The sequence below is a fragment of the Streptosporangium sp. NPDC000095 genome (genome assembly GCF_042899335.1).
Lineage (GTDB): Bacteria > Actinomycetota > Actinomycetes > Streptosporangiales > Streptosporangiaceae > Streptosporangium.
Map to the genome: position 1 here is coordinate 737,863 of NZ_JBIAZS010000001.1, position 16,786 is coordinate 754,648.

Consider the following 16,786-nt stretch of genomic DNA (forward strand, 5'->3'; position numbering starts at 1 on the left):
TCAGCCCTCCAGCGCGACCCGGCGGGCCAGTCCGAGGGGGAGCCCGCCCGAACCGGCCAGCGTGTCGTGGAAGGCGCGCAGGTCGCCGCGGCCCGCGGCCAGGTAGTCGTCGCGGATGCGGTCGATCTCCAGGGCGCCGGTGAGGTAGGAGGGCGCCTGGGTGGGCCACGCGCAGTAGCGGTCGACCTCTCCCTTCGCCGTGCCGGGGGTGAGCGACGATCTCGTGGTCATGTACTCCTCCGCCTGCTCGATCGTCATGTCGCCGCAGTGCAGCGAGGTGTCGACGACGATGCGGGCCGCGCGGAAGAGCCTGAAGTCGAGGTGGGCGAGCTCCTGGGCCGGGGTGGTGAAGTACCCCTGCTCGTGCATGAGCTTCTCGACGTACAGGCCCCAGCCCTCGGCGAAGTACGGGGTGCGAAACAGCCTGCGGGCCCGCCGGGGGTTGTCCGCCACCCACGACAGGTGCCAATGGTGGCCGGGATATGCCTCGTGGACGGCGATGGAGGGCATCTGCGCCCTGGCGTTGGTACGGAGCCGCTGGCGGATCTGGTCCTCGGTGAAGGACGCGGGGGTGTACGGGACGAAGAAGTGCCCGATCCTGGAGGTCGACAGGGGCGGGGGCGACATGTAGGAGGCGACGGCGACGATGGGCCGCTGGAACTCCGGCGACGGGACGACCCTGCACTCCTCGCCCCGCGCGAAGGTCACCAGGCCGCGCTCGCGGACGAACCTCCTGGCCCGCTCCGTCTCGGCCTCGTACTCGGCCCGCATGTCCTCCAGCGTCGGCGCGTGGTCGTCCTGGAGTTCGGCGATGACCGCGTGCCAGTCACCGGAACCGCCGTCCAGCCTCGCCGCGACCTCGCGCATCCGCGCGTCCAGCTCGTCGTAGGCGGCCTGTCCCCGGTCGCGCAGCTCGCCGGCGCCGTAGCCGAGCATCTCCCGCTCCCGCAGCAGGGTGGAGTAGAGCTCCTCCCCCATCCGCCAGGTGCCGGTCGCCCGGAAACCTTCGAGGAACCCCACCAGCTCGTCGAAGGCCGCCGCCGCGGGTTCGGCCGCGGCGGCCAGCCGGGCGCGCAGGGCCTCGTCGGCGACCTGGCCGGGGACCGTCTCGGTGAGGAAGCGCCGGGCGGTCCGCGACTGGCCCAGCCCTCGCTGGACCAGCAGCGGAGCCGCCAGGGCGGGATCGAGATTCGCCCGGCAGGCGGCGATGACGTCCGGCACCTCGGCCAGCCGCGCGACGGCCGCGTCCACCAGTTCGGCCTCGGGGGACAGCCGCTGCAGGAACGGCCCGAACATCGAGGAGAAGATCGGCCCCACGTAGGCGGAAGGATCGCGCCGCCAGAGGGGCCACGTCTCGTACGCGATCTCGCCGCGCAGCATGGACATGACCAGCTCCCGGTCGATCTCGTCCTCGAAGCTCTCGGACCTTTCCGGCCTCTCCGGGCCCGCGGGACCTCCGGGGCTCTCGGGAGCCTGGACCCGCTGGAGGCGCTCCAGCCATCGACGCGTCTCACGCTCCCTGGCGAGGATGCCGGACTCGGTGAAGTCACCGAGAGTCCTGTCGTACCCCTGCGCGCCCGCGAGGGCGGCGTAGGAGGGATTCGCCGCCAGATACCAGTCGAGAAAGCCGCTCACGAGCTCAGGAGACGTCATAACGCCGGATCCTACTGGGCCCGATGATCTCGTCACCGGTCTTGCCGCCCGCCGGTTCTCCCGCTTCTCCCGCGGCCGGAATCACCCGGACATGTGGGCCTCGGGTGGACCGGAGTTCGCGGACGAGCGAGCACGCCCCCGCGATTCCCATAAACTCGTCTCGTGGGTGACCCGAAATTCGAGATCCAGATGCTCCACGACCGTGTCATGGTCAAGATCGAGCAGGAGTCCGAGGAACGCCGCAGCACGGCCGGAATCGTCATCCCCGCGACGGTGAAGATGGCCAACCGCCTCGTCTGGGGTGAGGTCTGCGGCGCGGGCCAGAACGTCCGCGCGGTGAAGGTCGGCGACAAGGTCCTGTTCAACCCCGAGGAGCAGTACGAGGTCGAGGTCCACGGCCAGGTCTACCTGGTGATGCGCGAGCGCGACCTGCACGCCATCGCCACCCCGCAGACCGACAACGGCACCGGCCTGTATCTCTGACGGCCGTCTCCGGCGACACCGGCCCGCGCCGTCGACGGCACCCGCCTCCCCGGCCCTCCGGGGTCTCCGGTGACCCCGATGACACGGCCCGCGCCTCCGGCGGTACCGCCCGCACCGCACCCGCGCGCGGGCGTCTCACACGCCGCCGGTCACCGCCGGGTGTAGCCGAGATAGAGCTTGTTGGACCAGTCGTCGGCGGAGAAGGCCGCCAGGACCCGCGTCACCTTGCCCTTCAGCGTGGACAGGACCACCTGGTAGTGGCCCGAGGAGGGGACGACCGCGATGAAGTGCGTCTCGTCCCACCAGCCCCACAGGGCCTTCGGCTTGATGCCCGGCACCTTGTTCACGAGCTTGCCCGAGGTGCGGTCCCAGACGCAGACGTGCTCGGTGTAACTGGAGGGGCACCAGGTCATCAGGCTCCGCCCCGAAGGGGTGAAAGCGTCCTCCCCACCGGCGGGCCTGCCGGTCTTGGCCAAGGTGCGGCGGATCGCGCCGTCCTGCCCGTAGAAGCGGGTGCCCCCCGCGTACTCGGCCACGACATCGAGACCGTCGGAGCTCCAGCGGAACCTCGCGGCCTTGTCGACATTGGCCACGGTCACGCTCTTGGCGGTCTTCGCCACCGTGTCGACGACCACGAAGCCGGAGGTCACCCACGCGGATCCGCTCTTTCTCTCGACGGTCAGCACCGCCTTGTCGCCCCTGCGGTTCCAGTGGACGTAGTGCGCGACGAGCGGCTTCTTCACCGTGCGGATCCTGGTGCTCTTGGAGGCCGCGAGGTCGAGCAGGACGACCGAGTCGTAGCCCTCCTGGTAGGAGGCGGGCACCGCGAGGGCCTTGGTCGCCTTCGGCGCGACCGTGATCTCCTGGTAGGCGGCCTGCCGGGTGAATCCGGCGCCCCTTCGCAGGTAGGTCATCTTGCCGAAGGAGTAGGAGGTCACTCTGAGCGCGTCCTTGGAATCCTCCCTGACGGTGACCCGGGTGCCGGGCAGCACGATGTCGACGGGCGCGGCGAGAGGCCCAGCGAGAGGCACGGCGGCGGGTGCGGCGGCGTGTGCGGCCGCCGGAACCGGCACGAGCACCGAGACCAGAAGCGCCAGGCTTCCAACCACTCTGTAAATCCCAGGAGTCACGGACACGGCGGCATCCTAAGCCGGAAAGCCCTCAAGATCGTGATCTAGAACGAATCGGTTAGAAGAGGTGTGGGAGAGGGTGAGCGGGGTGAGGAGACACTGGAAGCGCGTGAGACGGAAAATCGAGGACACGCGCGAGCGACGAACCGGGAACGCGAGCGGGCAACGCAAAGTCGCCCGGACGAAGTGGGCTGGATTCGGCCACGATGAGCCCTGTCATGGAGTTAGCAGCCGTATCGCCGATTAATGTCCTCCCATGAGGGATCGGTCATGTGCGCCCCGCTCCTGGGTGCCCACCGCGGCCGGTTACGCGGCGATGGCGATCGGCGTCCTGGACATCCTCAGGGCCGTTCTGCCCTCGTTCAGGAGAAGCCGGGTCGGCGAGCTCACCGGACTCCTGCCGGGGACGTTCACCTCGCTCGCCCAGGCCGCCTCGCTCGTCCTGGGCATCCTCATCGTCATGCTCGCCCACGGCCTCCGGCGCAGGAAGAGAAGGGCCTGGCAGGCGGTGATGGTGCTCCTGCCACTGAGCGTCCTCACCGAGTTCCTGCACTCGCACCGCCCCTTCACCGCCCTCCTCAGCACGCTGGTCGTCGCCCTGCTCGTGGTCAGACAGCGCGAGTTCTACGCCCTCTCCGACCCCCGGACCCGCCGGCGGGCGCTGTGGAACCTCCTCGCCCTGGGCGCCCTGGACATCGTCATCGGCTGGGTCGTGGTCAACGCCCACCCCCGGACGATCATCGGTGATCCCAGCGCCGGAGAGCGACTCCAGCACGTGCTGCTCGGCCTCGTCGGGGTGGAGGGCCCGGTCGGATACTCCTCGGAGCGGACCGCCGACCTGGTCTACTTCTCACTCCTCGGTCTCGGCGCGCTCACCGCGGTGACGACCCTCTACCTCGCGCTGCGGCCCGAGAGGCCCGTCGCCGAGCTGAGCCCCGAGCAGGAGGCCGCGGTCCGTGCGCTGCTCGCCGGACACGGCGCCCGCGACTCGCTGGGCTACTTCGCGCTGCGCCGCGACAAGAGCGTCGTGTTCTCCCCGACGGGCAAGGCGGTGATCGCCTACCGGGTGGTCTCGGGGGTCATGCTCGCCAGCGGCGATCCCATCGGGGACGTCGAGGCGTGGCCGGGCGCGATCAGGCGGTTCATGGAGGAGGCGGAACGGCACGCCTGGGTGCCCGCCGTGATCGGTTGCAGCGAGACGGGCGGCGAGGTCTGGACGAGAGAGGGCCGCCTGTCCGCCCTGGAGATCGGTGACGAGGCGATCGTCGACGTCGCCGGCTTCACCCTCGAGGGCAGGGCGATGCGCAACGTCCGGCAGATGGTGAAGCGGGTGGAGCGCGCGGGCTACACCTGTCTCGTACGGCGGGTCGGGGACCTCACCGAGGCGGAGAAGGACCGGATCCGGCACGCCGCCGACTTCTGGCGCGGCACGGACACCGAGCGGGGCTTCTCCATGGCCCTCGGACGGTTCGGTGACCCCGCCGACGCCGAATGCGTCGTCGTCACGGCGCACAGGCCCCCCGATGGCACCGAGGGCTCAGGAAACACCGCGAAGAGCAGTGATTCCGGGGATTCCGGGGATCGCGAGTACGGCGAGGGCGGAACGGACGGCACAGGCGGCGCGGAGGCCGGAGACGGCGACAGGGGCGGCCAGGGCGACGTGAACGGTGCGAGCGGCACCACCGGCGCGGGCGGCAAAGGCGGCGCGAGCCGCATGACCGGCGCGGGCGGCGCGCACGGTAAGGGTGCCGCGAAGGACGGGAGAGAGCCGGGTGAGGACATCCGCGCCGTCCTGCACTTCGTTCCCTGGGGCGAGCGCGGCATCTCCCTCGACCTGATGCGCCGTGACCACGACGCCGACCCGGGCCTCAACGACCTGCTCATCGTCAAGGCCCTGCAGGCGGCCCCGGCCCTCGGTGTGAGCGTGGTCTCGCTCAATTTCGCGATGTTCCGCGCCGCGCTCGCCAGGGGCGAGCGACTGGGTGCGGGCCCGATCCTCCGTCTCTGGTACGGCGTCCTGGTCTTCCTGTCCAGGTGGTTCCAGATCGAGTCGCTGTACAGGTTCAACGCGAAGTTCCAGCCGCTGTGGAAACCCCGCTTCCTCGTCTATCCCTCGGCGCGGGACCTTCCGCGGATCGGCCTGTCGGCGCTCCAGGCGGAGGCCTTCGTCTCCCTCCGCCTTCCCAGGATCGCCTTTCGCCGCGTCAGGCCCCTCCGCCCGGCGCCTCCCCGCACCTCACGCACTCCATCTCCATGACCATGGGAACCTCCATGACCGCGGGAACGTGATGGCGCCGGTGCTCGTAGAACCGATGACCGAGCCCTGCCGCGACGAGCACCCCGCCGAGCAGCACGAGCATGAACGGTCCGTACTTCTCGTGCCCTATCAGCCCCATGACGAGGTGGGCTATACCGGCGGCGACGATGATCGCGCCGACGTTGAGCAGTTCCCTGTTGAGCGTCCACCCCGAGGCGGATCGTTCCCGTTCCGTCTCACTCATGCCCTCAGGTTCACTACGGTCAGTTACAGTCCTCGACGGATTCCGTCACCGTGATGTAAAACGCGGAGCGGCGATGTAAAACGCGGAGCATCTTCTCCCGGCGGCAAATGTTGTGATCCATAAAGAAACAGGACTTTCCCCGGCCGAAAGACCTGACAGCCTCGGATGCCGGCCCCGTCAGCCGCCGAGCCGGCGGAACCTGCGCGCCGACAACGGCAGGAAGACGGCGATCAGCAGCAGCGGCCAGACCACCGCCATGAGCGTGGCGTTCTGCACGATCCAGGACTCCCCCGCCCAGCCGGGGTTGTCGAAGAGCCGTCTCGCGGCCGTCGCGGTGGCCGAGAGCGGGTTCCACTCCGCGATCGCGCCGAGCCAGCCGGGCATGGTGGCGGGGTCGACGAACACGCTGGACAGGAAGCCGACCGGCCAGACCAGGATCTGCACCGACGTCACCACCTCCGGTCCTCCCGCGACGAGGCCGATGTAGATGCCCACCCAGATCAGGGCGAAGCGCAGCAGCAGGAGCAGTCCCACGGCGCCCAGCGCGTCGGGCACCCCTCCCCCGGCGCGCCAGCCGAGCAGCAGCCCGGCCCCGATCATGACGGCCAGCCCGACGACCGAGTTGAGCATGTCGGCGATCCCGCGGCCCATCACGACCGCCGAGGCGCTCATCGGCATCGAACGGAACCTGTCGGTCACGCCCTTGGCCGCGTCGGTGGTGACCGCCGTCATCGTGCTCTCCAGGCCGAAGAGCATCGTCATCGCGAACATGCCGGGGATCAGGAAGTCGAAGTAGCCGCCCCCGCCGGGGACGCCGATGGCGCCGCCGAACAGGCCGCCGAACATCAGCACCATCAGGACCGGGAAGAGCCATCCGACGGCGACCGTTCCCGGGCGACGGCCCCAGTGGCTCAGGTCGCGCAGGGTGATGGTCCAGGAGTCGGCCAGCGCCCAGCCGAACCGGGCGAGCGGGGAGGCGGCGGGCGTGGTCGGGGTCGTCGTGCTCACGTGGATGCCTCCGCATCGGGGGTCGGAATCGTGGTACTCACGCGGATGCCTCCGCATCGGGATCGTCGTACTCGGCGGGGGCCCACCGGGAACGGTGACCGCCCGCGCCGGGGCGCACGGCGGCGATGTCCGTCCGGTCCCTTTCGCGGGAGAGCGAGATCACGGTGTTCACGCGGACGCCCCGGCGTGGGCGGTCGTGCTCTCGGCGCCGCCCGTGAGGTGCAGGAAGACCTCGTCGAGCGTGGGGCGGCGCAGTGTGACGTCGACCGGCTCGATCCCGGCGTCACCGAGCGCGGTGGCCATGGTGACGAGCGCCCGGGTGCGCTCGGCGACCGGGATGCTGACCCGGCGCGACTCGGCGTCCACGTGGATCTCACCGGAGGCGACTCGCGCCGCGAGGGCCTCGGTCGCGGCCACGTCCGCCGGGTCGGTGAGGACGATGTCGAGCCAGTCGCCGCCGATGGCGGACTTCAGCTCCTCCGGGGTGCCCTCGGTCACGACCCGGCCCGCGCCGAGCATGGTGATCCGGTCGGCCAGCCGGTCCGCCTCCTCCAGATACTGGGTGGTGAGCAGCACGGTCGTGCCGGAGCCGACCAGGTCGCGGATGGCCGACCACACCTCCTGGCGGGCGGCCGGGTCGAGGCCGGTGGTGGGCTCGTCCACGAACAGCACCCGGGGCGAGACGATGAGGCTCGCCGCCAGGTCGAGCCGCCTGCGCATGCCGCCGGAATACTCACCGACCGGCTTGGCCCCGGTGTCGGCCAGTGAGAACCGCTCCAGCAACTCGTCGGCCCGCCGCCGCGCCCCGGCCGCGGGCAGATGGTTCAGCCTGCCGAACATCACGAGGTTCTGCCGCCCGCTGAGGATCTCGTCGACCGCCGCGTACTGCCCGACCAGCCCGATCCGCTCGCGCACCTGCCGCGCCTGCGTACGGACGTCGAATCCCGCGACGCTCGCCCGGCCCGAGTCCGGGCGCAGCAGCGTGGACAGGATTCTGATCGCCGTGGTCTTGCCCGCGCCGTTGGGACCGAGCAGGCCGCAGACCGTTCCGGCCGCCACCTCCAGGTCGAATCCGTTGAGACCCGTGCCCTCGGCGGCACCCGCGTAGTTCTTTCGCAGGTCGTAGGCGGCGATCGCCGCCGCGTCCCGTCCGGCCGCCCTCGCGTCTGCTGGTTTCACTCTTCGCACCCGTCTTCCCGTCCGGCACTCACCGGCAGTTCGCCCCACATCTGCGCGCTCCTTGAACGTAGACCGTACCGTACACCGTACGGCTCGGCTACGGTGGTCCCAACGCCGAGAATCTGGAGACTGTTCCCGTGAGTGCGAAGAAAGCTTCCGACGCCGACCCGGCACGCAGCCTGGCGCTGCTGTGGGGCTCGCACAGCAAGCCGGGGCGCTCGGGGCTGACGGTGCGTTCGATCGTCCTGGCGGCCGTCGAGCTGGCCAACGCCGAAGGGCTCGAAGCGGTCTCGATGCGCCAGGTCGCCGAGCGGCTGGGGGTCGGGACCATGTCCCTCTACACCCACGTCCCCGGCAAGGGCGAGCTGGTCGACCTCATGGTCGACACCGCGTACGGGGAGCTCTACGACGACGTGGACGCCCCGTCCCGGCAACCGGGCGGGTGGCGGGGCGCGCTGGAGTTCGTCGCCGCCCGCAACTGGGACCTCTACCGGCGCAACCCGTGGATGCTGCAGGTCATCGACGCCCGCTCCACCCTGGGACCGAACGCCTCGCTCAAGTACGAGGCCGAGCTACGCCCGCTGGACGGCGTCGGCCTGACGGACGTCGAGATGGACTCCGTCCTGGCCCTGGTCCTCAGCCACGTGCAGAGCACCGCCAGAACGGCCGCCAACCAGGCACGGGTCCAGGAGGAGAGCGGGATGACCGACGTCGAGTGGTGGGTGTCCAACGCCCCGCTGCTCGACAAGATCATGGACGGCACCCGCTTCCCGGTCGCCTCCCGGGTCGGCCAGGCCGCGGGCGAGGCCCACCAGGCGATCTCCGACCCCGCACACGCCCTCACCTTCGGCCTGGACCGCATCCTGGCCGGAATCGCCGCCCTGATCGCGGGCCGGAATCGCTCATGAACCCGGATCCCGAGGAGTGCCCCGCGGACGATCCGTCACAGGAGAACGGACGCCGTCCCCTCAGACCGTTCCCCGCTTTCCTTCGGGACCCGGGTGGCGATCGTGGCGGCACACCGCGAGCGCGTCCCCGCGCCGGTCGTGGAGGCGAGAGCCGACGATCGGTTCGCCGCCCTGCGCCGGTCGCGGGCGGGGGTCGGTGCCGGAAACAGAAAAAGCGGGGTGTGCGGGACGGGAAGGGCCTTGGTCGCCGTTTCCGTCCCGCACACCCCGGAGGGCCGGTTTAGTAGTAACCGGTGCCCGTGATGGCCGCGGGCTGGTTGCCCATGTTCTTCACCCGGTAGCGGATGCACTGGGCGGGCGGGGTGGTGGTGGCGGCGACGTACGCGGCGTGGTCGTTCGCGGCGATCGGCACCGACCCGACGTATTTGCCGCGGCAGTTACCGATCTTCACCTTGACGGGCACGCTGTTCTCGTCGAGCTTGACCAGAACGTTTCCGCCGTACCGGGCTCCGGGGACGAGTTCGGGCGTGAGGAACACCTCCTCGCCCGGCTGGACCCTCGCGGCCAGGTTGACGTCGTCGGCGTGGGCGGGGGTGCCGGTCAGTGCGACGGCTCCGGCGGCCGCCAGGACCAACATCGAGGACAGGGCGCGCATCGAACGTCACTCTCCTTACTCGTCTCTGCGGATCGGACGTGGAGACACTACGAAGAGTCACATCCGCGAAAGATAACGAGGTGGAAGGGCCTGGGTAAAACTCCGGGGAGCGCCGGTCCCGTTTCCCGGACAGCGTGCGTCATAGGCGGTCAGAGTGCCGCCGGCGCCGTTGCCGTGGGTGACGGCACGGAGGCGGGACATTCCGGGGAAAGCTCTGCGGGCCGGACAGGACGCCGTCGTCGCGGCGGGCCCAGAAGAAACGGAGCAAGGGCCGGGCGGGAGCGAGGGCGGCTATCGGATGAGGAACTTCTGGGCCTCGACGATCAGGTCGATGTGGAGGCTGAGCTTGAGGCCGTAGTAGACGATCGCGGTGGCGGTCACCGCCGCGACGGCGACGACCAGGATCTTGACGCTCCAGCCCTGGCGGCCCAGCCAGGCCGTCCAGGCCGACAGGGTCCGCTTGCCGAACTCCAGCAGCCGGTGTGCCCAGTGGAACTCGGTGGCCAGCACCGCGAGCCCCGCGAAGACGACCAGCCAGCCGGGGCCGGGGAAGGGCACCATGATCAGTCCGCCGACGACCAGTACGGTGCCGATCACGCCGATGACGATCTTCAGGGTGAGACGGCCCGCGCTGGTGGACCTGACGCCGTCGAGCCAGCCGTGGATGCCGGACCGCCCGGCCGCCGCGTCTTTCAGCGCGTCGGCGTCGCCCAGCTCGACCCGGCCGTCACTCCCGGCGCCGCCGATGGCGGTCTCGCCCTGGACGCCACCGAGTCCGGTCTCTCCGTGTACGCCGCCGCCGGTGCCGGTCTCAGACGGCTGCCCGGTCGCGCCGTGAGGCTCGCGCACCCCATCTGAGATCGTCATGTTCTCCCCAGCACAGTCGGTTTCTTCCACAATAGGCTCTGCTGGGCGACCCGGCCCCGCCGACGTCCTCAGATCATCCTCAGGGGGGAGGGCCGGGGGTCCTCAGGGGGGAGTCCCGAGATCGCCACGGTCGCCCCTCTCGCCCTTTTAAGGGCGAGAGGGGCGACCTGATGGCATTCGGTCGCCTCCCGGGTGGGCCCCGCCCGCCCTCTGCGGGAAAAACGGTGAGAGAGCGGGCGGGAGGCGGTCAGGGGGCGGTACAGGTGACGGTGGAGGGGACCCCGTTGGTACCGGTCCAGGAGGCGCCGAAACCGAACGAGGTGGAGGCCCCGGGGGCCAGGACGCCGTTCCAGCTCACGTTCTTCACGGTGACGGCCGCACCGGTCTGGGTGTGGGTGCCGCTCCAGAGCTGGGTGATCGTCTGACCGTTCGGGAACGACCACTTCACGGTCCAGCCGGTGGTCGCCGAGGTGCCGGTGTTCTTTACGGTCACCTCGCCCTGGAAACCACCGGGCCAGGAGTTGGACACCGTGTAGGTCGCGGTGCAGCCGCCGCCGACCTGTCCGGCGAGGGTCTTGAAGGTCACCGGGGTGGAGGCGTCCGAGCTGTTGCCCGCCGCGTCACGGGCGATCACGTAGAAGGTGTACGACGTGTCGGCGGTCAACCCGGTGAGCGCGAACGACGGCGAGGTCGGCGACCCCACCTTGACATCCGTCGCCCCCGCCTCACGGTAGACGTCATAGCCACTCACCCCGACGGCGTCCGTCGAGGCCGTCCAGGTCAACGTCGCACCCGACGACGTGATCGCCGAAGCCACCGGAGTGCCCGGCCTGGTCGGCGGGACGGTGTCGACCTGCCCGGCGAGGGTCTTGAAGGTCACCGGGGTGGAGGCGTCCGAGCTGTTGCCCGCCGCGTCACGGGCGATCACGTAGAAGGTGTACGACGTGTCGGCGGTCAACCCGGTGAGCGCGAACGACGGCGAGGTCGGCGACCCCACCTTGACATCCGTCGCCCCCGCCTCACGGTAGACGTCATAGCCACTCACCCCGACGGCGTCCGTCGAGGCCGTCCAGGTCAACGTCGCACCCGACGACGTGATCGCCGAAGCCACCGGAGTACCGGGCTTGGTCGGCGGGACGGTGTCAGGGGGCGGGACGGTCCCGTCGTTGTCGGCGTACAGGATGCCCCGGCCGTTGGTGCCCAGGTAGACGCGGCCGTAGACGCGCGGGTCGCCGGTGATCGCCTCGCCCGCGTTGCCGTACTGGTGCTTGTCGTCGTTGATCCGCACCCAGCTCGCGCCGGTGTCGTCGGAGCGGAAGACGCCGGTCACGCCGCCGATCGTGGCGAGGGTGTACAGCGCCTGGTAGCCACCGGCGGTGGCGGATTTACCGAAGCCGATGTTGACGGCGTCGGTGACGCCGGACAACTTGGTGAACGACGCGCCGCCGTTGGTGGAGCGCCAGATGCCCGAGGCGGCGCCCGCGCTGTTCGCGGGTCCGGTCAGCCAGATGTCGCCCTCGCGGCCGGGTACGGCCTTGAACTTGACGTTGCCCTCGGCGGGCAGTCCGGTCGCGGCGGTGGCCGTGAAGGAGACGCCGCCGTTGGTGCTGGCGTAGAACTTTCCGCCGCTGAAGCCGTAGAACCTGTTGGAGTTCACCCGGTCGGACTCGACGACGGCTCCCGTCGGGAGTCCGGTGGAGGGGGTCCAGGTGTTGCCGTAGCCGACCGAGTAGTGCACGCCCACACCCTTGGGCGCCCAGACGAACCGGGAGCCGTTCGCCGCCGCGGCGATCGTGCCGCCCTCGTTGATGCCACCGGGTTCGGTGCCCTGGAACCAGTTGGCGCCACCGTCGGTGGAGAACGCGGCGTGACTGTCGTTCGGCCGGTCGGCGTCGGTGAAGTTGCCCGCGCGGACCATGATCGACGGGTTGGTCTCGGCGTAGTCGAGGCTGGTCGTCGAGGTGAAGACCGGCGAGGTGAACAGCATGGGCGGTACGGCGTCGAGGTTGGTGTGCCGGAAGCCTCCCAGGTCACCCAGGGCACTGACCAGCGGGGCGCCGGTCGGCGGGCTGATCAGGTCGAGGACTGCGGTCTCCTCAAGCCCCTTGACCATGGGCTTGATGGTGAACTTGCCGCCGGTGTCCCACTTCTTGAGGTCCTCGGTGCCGTACACCGTGGCGCCGGTGCCGTACATCATCCGGTTGCCGTCGAACGGGTCGATCTCCAGCGACTCCGTCATCCAGCCGAGCTTGGGGGTCGTCTCCGGCGGCTGCGGGTTGGTCCCGAAGGTCAGCCACGGCGAGGAGGAGATGTCCATCGTGTAGCGGAGGCTGCGGTCCGGGTAGGAGGTGAAGTCCCAGACGCGGGTCCAGGTCGCGCCGGAGTCGGTGGACCTGAAGAAGATCACGTCCGGCCACCAGGAGATCTGGGTCGCGACCATGATCGTGCCGGGGTTCTGCCGGTCGATCGTGAGGCCGCTGTAGCCGAAGTAGTTGTCGGACGAGCTGGAGGGGATCGGGCTGATCTGGGTCCAGGCCCCGGTGGTGGTGTTGAGCTTCCACACGTCGCCCTTGGAGCCGTCGTACGGGCCGCCGGTGTCACTGGTGGCGATGTAGAGCGTGCGGCTGACGTGATCGAACACGCCCTTGTGCGCCATGTAGCCGGTGGGCTGTCCGGCGACCCTGCTCCAGGTGGTCCCGCCGTCCGAGGAGCTGTAGACGGTGTTCGCCTTGTCCGCGACGCCCACGTAGATCTTCTGTGTCGTGTTCCCCGCGGTTCCCGAGGTCGGGTCGAAGGTCACCCAGACCACGCCGGGACGGTGGCTGAGGTAGCCGTTGGGATCGGAGGGGTCCTGGGCGTAGTTTCCCGGGTTGGGGAAGCTCGCGACCTTGGCCCAGGTCACCCCCTTGTCGGTGCTGCGCCACAGGCCGTTGCCGTCGGGCGCGCCGAGGTAGACGACGCTGTTCCTGTTGGGGTCGACGGCGAGCCGCTCCCCCATCCCCCGGCCCGGCATGTTGCCGCCGAGTTTGAAGGGCAGCGGTGTGGCCTGCCAGGTCGCGCCCTTGTCGGCGGAGCGCAGGATGGCCCCGTTGTTGGGGTCCCAGCTGTTGGTGTACATCCCGGCGGCGACGTAGACACGGTTGGTCTCCACCGGGTCGGTGGCGAGGCTGACCACACCGTTGTAGCCCCACTTGTCCCAGCCCACCCAGTCGAGCAGCGGGGTCCAGCTCTTGCTCGCCTGTTCCCAGCGGTACGCGCCGCCGATGTCGGTGCGGGCGTAGATCAGGTTTTTCTCGGTCTGGTTGAAGATGATCCCCGGCACGAACCCGCCGCCGTCGATCCTCACGTTCTTCCACTGGTACGTCTCCGCGGCGGCCGCGGAACCGGTCCCGGTCGCCACCGTCTTCACCGCGGTCTTCGCCGCGGTCCCCGACGCGGACGCCTGGGCGCCCCCGACGGCCGCGCCGACCGACGCGCACGCCACCGCCACGGCGGCGAGCATGCTGAACAGCCTTCTTCGCATGTACGGCTTCCCTTCGCAATGCAACGGACAAACCGCCATGCACGATCAGGTGACGGGACCCTGACCGTCGACCGCCATGATGCGCGTGCATGAACGCCCAGAGGTTCACATGCCGGACCCCGGATCGTCAATAGTTTGACTAGACAACTAACAAACCCACGGCGAATCCCCCGGGGAGACATCGGCGCTCCCGCCGGGGCGCGCCCTGTCGCCCGTCGCCGCCGCCCCTTGCCCGAGGTGCGGGATCGGTGCGAGAACGCGACACCGGAGCCGCGTGCGGGAGCGACACGGGGCGTCCCCGGCCGACGGGACGGACCTCGTCACACCTCGCAGGGAGCGCAGCTCTGGCGGGGCGGGAGCATCAGGCGCGAGCCCGGTCCTCTCGCGGCGGCCACGTCGTCGGGGTTGGCGAGCGCGCAGCGGTCCAGGGAGAGGCACCCGCAGGCGATGCAGTCGGTCAGACCGTGGCGGAGCCGTTCGAGCTGCCTGATGCGGTCGTCGAGCTCGTCCTGCCACACCGTCGAGAGCCTCGCCCAGTCCTCCCTGGTGGGGGTGCGCTCGTCGGGAAGCGCCGACAGCGCCTGCTGGATCGTCCTGAGCGGGATCCCGACGCGCTGGGAGACCCTGATGAAGGCGATCCTGCGGAGCGTGTCACGGGGGAAACGGCGCTGGTTACCCGCGGTGCGACGGCTGCGGATCAGCCCCTTGGCCTCGTAGAAGTGCAGGGCGGAGACCGCGACCCCGCTGCGCGCGGAGAGCTGGCCGACACTCATCTCCGGATTGTTGGGCATGCGCCAGTCTAACTTGACCTCAATCAACATTGAGGTTACAGAGTGAGTACATGACATTCACGGAGGCGGAGCTCGCCTATCTCGAAGGGCAGCGCCTGGGCCGCCTGGCCACCACGGGCCCCGACGGTTCCCTGCAGAACAGCCCGACCGGTTTCCGCGTCGACACCGAGACCGGCGTCGTCGACATCTACGGCCGCGCGATGGGCACCACCAGGAAATTCCACAACGTCCGGACGAATCCGCGGGTGGCCTTCGTGGTCGACGACGTCGCCTCCACCGACCCCTGGCGGGTGCGGGGCGTGGAGATCCGGGGTGAGGCCGAGGCCGTCGAGGACCACGAACCGCCCTCCCCGTACCTGAGCCGGGAGATCATCCGCATCCATCCCCGGCGGATCATCTCCTGGGGCGTCGACCCCACCCAGGAGGGCATGAGGGGCCGTGACGTCTGACTCCGCGTCCTCGGGCGCTTCTTCTGCGGGGAAGAGCCATCAGGTATGAATGGCGCATGACGAGAACACTGGTGCTGGGTGGCGGAGGCGTGGCGGGCATCGCCTGGGAGGCGGGGATCGTCACCGGTCTGCGCCGGGCCGGCATCGAGCTGGGAGAGGCGGACCTGATCATCGGCACCTCCGCCGGATCGGTGGTCGGGACGCTCGTCGCCACCGAGGCCGACCTGGAAAGCGCGGTCGGCGTCCAGGCGGACACGGAGGTCTCGAACGTCTCGACCGCCTCCGCCGTCGACATGGAGGCGGTGATGGCCGCCTTCGGCGTGCTCTACGACCCGTCCCTGGAGCCCCTGGAGGCCCGGCGCCGGGTCGGCGAGATGGCCCTCGCGATGCGGGACACCGGCGCCAGGATCGAGACGATCGGCAACCGGCTGCCCGTCAAGGAGTGGCCGGAGCGCCGCCTGCTGATCACCGCCGTCGACACGGGGACCGGCGAGTTCGTGGTCTGGGAGCGCGAATCGGGGGCTCCACTGGTGGCGGCGGTCGCCTCCAGCTGCGCGGTCCCGTGCGTGTTCCCTCCGGTGGAGATCGGAGGGCGCCGCTACATGGACGGCGGGGTCCGCTCGGCGACGAACGCCGACCTGGCGGCGGGCAGCTCCGCCGTGGTCCTCCTGGAACCGCTGGCGCACGTCTCACCGAGGTCCCGCCTCGAAGCCGAGCTCGCCGAACTGGGTGAGGCCACCGTCGCCCACGTCGTCCCCGACGAGGCGTCGGTCGCCGTGTTCGGCGCCAACGCCCTCGACCCGGCCCTGTGGCGCCCCGCCTTCCAGGCCGGCCTCGCCCAGGCGCTCGCCGCCCAGGAGAGCGTGGCCAGGGCCTGGAAGGACTGAGATCGTGACCGGCCGGAGGCGGACCTACGACAGGTTCTCTCGCGGGGTGCACGGGGGTCCACCGAGGGCTGCGACGGAACGTGCGGCGACCCTCTCGGTGCCCCCGGTGGGATTCACCGCGGAGGGAAGGTGAGCGGGGTGGCGCCGCTGTGGGTGGTGAGCGGGCCACCGGGGGCGGGGAAGTCCACCGTGGCGGCGGCGCTGCTCGCGCTGCTCGACCCGGTTCCCGCGCTGCTCGACAAGGACACCGTCTACGGCGGTTTCGTCGCGGCCACCCTCCGCGCCCACGGACGTGACGACGGGGAGCGCGAAGGCCGCTGGTACGACCAGAACATCAAGCGTTATGAATACGAGGGGTTGACAGAGGTCGCCCGCCAGATCCGTTCCCACGGCTGTCCGGTGATGCTGGAGGGCCCCTTCACCACCCAGGTGCACGACGCGACGGTGTGGGAACGCTGGGTCGAGCGGCTGGGCGGCCCGCCCGTGCGTCTCCTCTGGATCCGTTCGGACGGCCCCGCGCTGCGGGCCCGGCTGGAGGCGAGAGGGCTCGCGAGGGACGCGGGCAAGCTCGACCGCTTCGAGGACTACCTGCGGGCGATCAGGGTGGACGAGCCACCCGTCGTGCCCCACGACGAGATCGACAACCGCCCCGGCGCGCCCTCGCTCACGTCGCAGCTGGAAAGACTCGCCCGCCGCCTCGCTGCGGGCGGTGAGGACACTGAGAACACCGAGGACACCGCCCGCGCCTGAAC

At 70.1% G+C, this 16,786-nt stretch carries 16 protein-coding genes; 6 read left to right on the plus strand and 10 right to left on the minus strand.

What is annotated here, in order from left to right; genetic code table 11:
• Positions 1-1,653: a DUF885 domain-containing protein gene (locus ACFY3V_RS02985; RefSeq protein ID WP_389769371.1), complete on the minus strand. Its 1,653-nt coding sequence runs from the start codon at positions 1,651-1,653 to the stop codon at positions 1-3.
• Between the two features lie 162 nt (positions 1,654-1,815).
• On the opposite strand from ACFY3V_RS02985, the gene ACFY3V_RS02990 reads away from it, so the two are divergent.
• Positions 1,816-2,136 (plus strand): co-chaperone GroES, encoded by a 321-nt coding sequence (locus tag ACFY3V_RS02990; protein WP_350947367.1) that lies wholly within the window; start codon positions 1,816-1,818, stop codon positions 2,134-2,136.
• Positions 2,137-2,285: 149 nt separating this feature from the next.
• On the opposite strand, the gene ACFY3V_RS02995 is transcribed toward ACFY3V_RS02990, so the two are convergent.
• The gene (locus ACFY3V_RS02995) at positions 2,286-3,245 is read right to left on the minus strand and encodes a hypothetical protein (protein ID WP_389769375.1); all 960 of its coding nucleotides are present in this window, start codon (positions 3,243-3,245) and stop codon (positions 2,286-2,288) included.
• A 277-nt stretch (positions 3,246-3,522) separates the two neighbouring features.
• On the opposite strand from ACFY3V_RS02995, the gene ACFY3V_RS03000 reads away from it, so the two are divergent.
• Entirely contained in the window at positions 3,523-5,523 is a 2,001-nt protein-coding gene (locus tag ACFY3V_RS03000) for a phosphatidylglycerol lysyltransferase domain-containing protein (protein WP_389769378.1), read from the plus strand.
• Here ACFY3V_RS03000 and ACFY3V_RS03005 read toward each other — a convergent pair.
• The 4 genes from ACFY3V_RS03005 to ACFY3V_RS03020 all read right to left on the minus strand — a co-directional run bounded on the left by ACFY3V_RS03005 (position 5,471) and on the right by ACFY3V_RS03020 (position 7,954).
• Complete coding sequence (locus ACFY3V_RS03005; protein ID WP_350947364.1) at positions 5,471-5,767, minus strand: hypothetical protein; 297 nt, start codon at positions 5,765-5,767, stop codon at positions 5,471-5,473. The genes ACFY3V_RS03000 and ACFY3V_RS03005 overlap by 53 nt on opposite strands.
• A gap of 177 nt (positions 5,768-5,944) precedes the next feature.
• On the minus strand, positions 5,945-6,775 hold the full coding sequence (locus ACFY3V_RS03010) for an ABC transporter permease (RefSeq protein ID WP_362902516.1): 831 nt from the start codon (positions 6,773-6,775) through the stop codon (positions 5,945-5,947).
• Between the two features lie 37 nt (positions 6,776-6,812).
• On the minus strand, positions 6,813-6,947 hold the full coding sequence (locus ACFY3V_RS03015) for a hypothetical protein (protein ID WP_389769383.1): 135 nt from the start codon (positions 6,945-6,947) through the stop codon (positions 6,813-6,815).
• Positions 6,944-7,954: an ATP-binding cassette domain-containing protein gene (locus ACFY3V_RS03020; protein WP_389769386.1), complete on the minus strand. Its 1,011-nt coding sequence runs from the start codon at positions 7,952-7,954 to the stop codon at positions 6,944-6,946. Before ACFY3V_RS03020 ends, ACFY3V_RS03015 begins: the two co-directional genes overlap by 4 nt.
• A gap of 137 nt (positions 7,955-8,091) precedes the next feature.
• Here ACFY3V_RS03020 and ACFY3V_RS03025 point away from each other — a divergent pair, with 137 nt between their 5' ends.
• Entirely contained in the window at positions 8,092-8,862 is a 771-nt protein-coding gene (locus tag ACFY3V_RS03025; RefSeq protein ID WP_350947361.1) for a TetR/AcrR family transcriptional regulator, read from the plus strand.
• A 280-nt stretch (positions 8,863-9,142) separates the two neighbouring features.
• Here the strand turns inward: ACFY3V_RS03025 and ACFY3V_RS03030 are convergent, their stop codons facing one another.
• The 4 genes from ACFY3V_RS03030 to soxR all read right to left on the minus strand — a co-directional run bounded on the left by ACFY3V_RS03030 (position 9,143) and on the right by soxR (position 14,698).
• Positions 9,143-9,517, minus strand: coding sequence for a hypothetical protein (locus ACFY3V_RS03030; protein WP_362902522.1), 375 nt, complete (start codon positions 9,515-9,517; stop codon positions 9,143-9,145).
• A gap of 291 nt (positions 9,518-9,808) precedes the next feature.
• Positions 9,809-10,384 carry a TIGR02611 family protein gene (locus ACFY3V_RS03035; protein ID WP_389769389.1) on the minus strand — a complete coding sequence of 192 codons (576 nt, stop codon included), beginning with the start codon at positions 10,382-10,384 and terminating at the stop codon, positions 9,809-9,811.
• A 247-nt stretch (positions 10,385-10,631) separates the two neighbouring features.
• The gene (locus ACFY3V_RS03040) at positions 10,632-13,907 is read right to left on the minus strand and encodes a cellulose binding domain-containing protein (protein ID WP_389769392.1); all 3,276 of its coding nucleotides are present in this window, start codon (positions 13,905-13,907) and stop codon (positions 10,632-10,634) included.
• A gap of 320 nt (positions 13,908-14,227) precedes the next feature.
• Positions 14,228-14,698, minus strand: coding sequence for a redox-sensitive transcriptional activator SoxR (gene soxR, locus ACFY3V_RS03045; protein WP_362902528.1), 471 nt, complete (start codon positions 14,696-14,698; stop codon positions 14,228-14,230).
• Positions 14,699-14,748: 50 nt separating this feature from the next.
• Here soxR and ACFY3V_RS03050 point away from each other — a divergent pair, with 50 nt between their 5' ends.
• The 3 genes from ACFY3V_RS03050 (at position 14,749) to ACFY3V_RS03060 (ending at position 16,784) form a co-directional block, all read left to right on the plus strand.
• Positions 14,749-15,147 carry a PPOX class F420-dependent oxidoreductase gene (locus ACFY3V_RS03050; RefSeq protein ID WP_350947355.1) on the plus strand — a complete coding sequence of 133 codons (399 nt, stop codon included), beginning with the start codon at positions 14,749-14,751 and terminating at the stop codon, positions 15,145-15,147.
• Between the two features lie 56 nt (positions 15,148-15,203).
• Positions 15,204-16,034 carry a patatin-like phospholipase family protein gene (locus ACFY3V_RS03055; protein ID WP_389769397.1) on the plus strand — a complete coding sequence of 277 codons (831 nt, stop codon included), beginning with the start codon at positions 15,204-15,206 and terminating at the stop codon, positions 16,032-16,034.
• 129 nt (positions 16,035-16,163) lie between these two features.
• A complete protein-coding gene (locus ACFY3V_RS03060) occupies positions 16,164-16,784 on the plus strand; it encodes an AAA family ATPase (protein ID WP_389769400.1) in 621 nt (206 codons plus the stop codon).
• Positions 16,785-16,786 lie beyond the last annotated feature (2 nt).

What these genes read in the sequence shown, in the direction of transcription:
- ACFY3V_RS02985 (WP_389769371.1), bottom strand. Translation starts at nt 1,653, where the DNA reads ATGACGTCTCCTGAGCTCGTGAGCGGCTTTCTCGACTGGTATCTGGCG.
- ACFY3V_RS03000 (WP_389769378.1), top strand. Translation starts at nt 3,523, where the DNA reads ATGAGGGATCGGTCATGTGCGCCCCGCTCCTGGGTGCCCACCGCGGCC.
- ACFY3V_RS03005 (WP_350947364.1), bottom strand. Translation starts at nt 5,767, where the DNA reads ATGAGTGAGACGGAACGGGAACGATCCGCCTCGGGGTGGACGCTCAAC.
- ACFY3V_RS03030 (WP_362902522.1), bottom strand. Translation starts at nt 9,517, where the DNA reads ATGCGCGCCCTGTCCTCGATGTTGGTCCTGGCGGCCGCCGGAGCCGTC.
- ACFY3V_RS03035 (WP_389769389.1), bottom strand. Translation starts at nt 10,384, where the DNA reads ATGACGATCTCAGATGGGGTGCGCGAGCCTCACGGCGCGACCGGGCAG.
- ACFY3V_RS03040 (WP_389769392.1), bottom strand. Translation starts at nt 13,907, where the DNA reads ATGCGAAGAAGGCTGTTCAGCATGCTCGCCGCCGTGGCGGTGGCGTGC.
- soxR (WP_362902528.1), bottom strand. Translation starts at nt 14,698, where the DNA reads ATGCCCAACAATCCGGAGATGAGTGTCGGCCAGCTCTCCGCGCGCAGC.
- ACFY3V_RS03050 (WP_350947355.1), top strand. Translation starts at nt 14,749, where the DNA reads ATGACATTCACGGAGGCGGAGCTCGCCTATCTCGAAGGGCAGCGCCTG.
- ACFY3V_RS03055 (WP_389769397.1), top strand. Translation starts at nt 15,204, where the DNA reads ATGACGAGAACACTGGTGCTGGGTGGCGGAGGCGTGGCGGGCATCGCC.